Raw genomic sequence first — 1,687 nt, 5'->3', positions numbered from 1 at the left:
CCTTACAAGCAGAATGTCGGCGGTTCGACTCCGTCAACGCCCACCACGGTTGGAGCGGTAGTTCAGTTGGTTAGAATACCGGCCTGTCACGCCGGGGGTCGCGGGTTCGAGTCCCGTCCGCTCCGCCAGCCAAATTAAAAAAGTCATTAATTTCAAGATTAATGACTTTTTTGCTTTTGGATCATCCGTACAACACCATGAAAATGTCGCGCCAAAAGCGCGACTCATCACATTCTGCTACTCAGTGAATGGCAACGGCTTGTTTGCATCATCACTGTTAGTCTTGCCCATCACTGCCATCAAACCATCAAGACTTGCCGCAAGCACATCAAGCTGACCACCCTCCAGCCGGGATAAGGCCTCAGGCAACCAGCCCCTGGGCGCCACATCCACCTTGCCAATCAACGCAGCACCCTTCTCACTCAAGGCAACCTGCACCACACGCATATCCTGCTCGCTACGAACGCGAGTCACCAAGTCAGCCGCAACCAGCTTGGCAAGCATATTACTCAAAGTCGCCGGTTTGATTGCCAAACGCGCAGCAAGCTCCCCTGCCCGCATAGGCCCCGCCGCACTCAATTCAGCCAAAACCCACGCCTGAGCCCCGGAAACACCCAACATGGCTTCAATGCTGGCCGAGTGCTGCTGTGCCGCACGGAAAATAACCCTGAAACGCTGCAAGACATCCAGCGCCTTTTCCTGAACATTACTGGCTGATGCCAGATCAACTGAGCAATCCATTACTTTATTTTTCTATAAACCGGTTGAGTCAATGATAGATTCTATCATCATTACTTTTACATAAAGATGTAATTGACAGTTAATGCCAATACTCACAGCTATTCGTCTGCGCCATCATGGCGACTCGCAACCTCACGCAATGCCTCGGCAAGACTTTCCTTCAGAGAGTCGGCCAGCATCATGTCAAAGTCTTCCTTAAGATGCTGCATCACCCCGGACATCAGCTGCTTGGCCTGCAGCTCAAGCACATCCTGCATCCACAAGGTAAGCTCAACCTTAACTCGTGGCAATACTCTTGCGTAAAGCGCATCAACCAGAGCCGGCGTCACTGATGCATCCATCGACGCCACATCATCGCGATACTGCGCAGGGGAAACCACGCGCAAAGCCTCCAGCTTAACCTCTGCCTGATCAGACTCAATTTCAGCAATAACTTCGTGCCGCACTACAGCATCAAGCGAGTGATTGTCTTCAATCACCTCATCTTCTGCAGGCAAATCCACCATGGCATTGGCAACCACCTCAGGCGCTTGCGTAGGCTCATATGCAAATGCCCGCATTGCGACATCCGGCCCAAAATTAGGCTCAACCCCCAGATCCCGCGCCCAGGCAAGTTCTGTTTCCTGGTCGTCCGAATCGGAAAGAGCGGAGGATACAGACAAACCCAGCCCACCACCCAGCACGCCTGTTGGAAGACTATCAAGCGATATACTTTGCCCAAGAGGGACATTCAACGGTGGCAACTCAGCATGAGTTGAGCACTCAGTCACATCCGCATTCGAAGCAGAACAATCCTCAGCAAGCCCCTCAGGCGAAACAGCTTCAGCAAAACGCCACTGATGATCCGACTCGAAAGTGAAGCTAAACCCATCCGCATCACCCAAAACAACTGCCCCAGACAAGGCCCCATCAGAGAACTCCCCATACTCTGGAATTGGCTCTGGAA

1 protein-coding gene, 1 tRNA gene and 1 pseudogene are annotated in these 1,687 nt (G+C 52.5%); 1 reads left to right on the top strand and 2 read right to left on the bottom strand.

Annotated elements, in window-relative coordinates; genetic code table 11:
- The first annotated feature begins 51 nt into the window (after positions 1-51).
- A tRNA-Asp gene (locus ACZ9W6_RS05540) sits at positions 52-128 on the top strand.
- Between the two features lie 109 nt (positions 129-237).
- On the opposite strand, the gene ACZ9W6_RS05535 is transcribed toward ACZ9W6_RS05540, so the two are convergent.
- Together ACZ9W6_RS05535 and ACZ9W6_RS05530 are read right to left on the bottom strand one after the other, a co-directional pair.
- Positions 238-741, bottom strand: coding sequence for a MarR family winged helix-turn-helix transcriptional regulator (locus ACZ9W6_RS05535; RefSeq protein WP_465190069.1), 504 nt, complete (start codon positions 739-741; stop codon positions 238-240).
- 98 nt (positions 742-839) lie between these two features.
- A pseudogene (locus ACZ9W6_RS05530) lies at positions 840-1,687 on the bottom strand (hypothetical protein); the annotation flags it as partial.

The sequence above is a fragment of the Vogesella lacus genome, assembly GCF_979366295.1.
This window is presented reverse-complemented; position numbering and strand designations above follow the sequence as displayed.

Bases quoted from the DNA above. Each gene is read 5' to 3' on its own strand.
- ACZ9W6_RS05535 (WP_465190069.1), bottom strand. From the start codon at position 741: ATGGATTGCTCAGTTGATCTGGCATCAGCCAGTAATGTTCAGGAAAAG.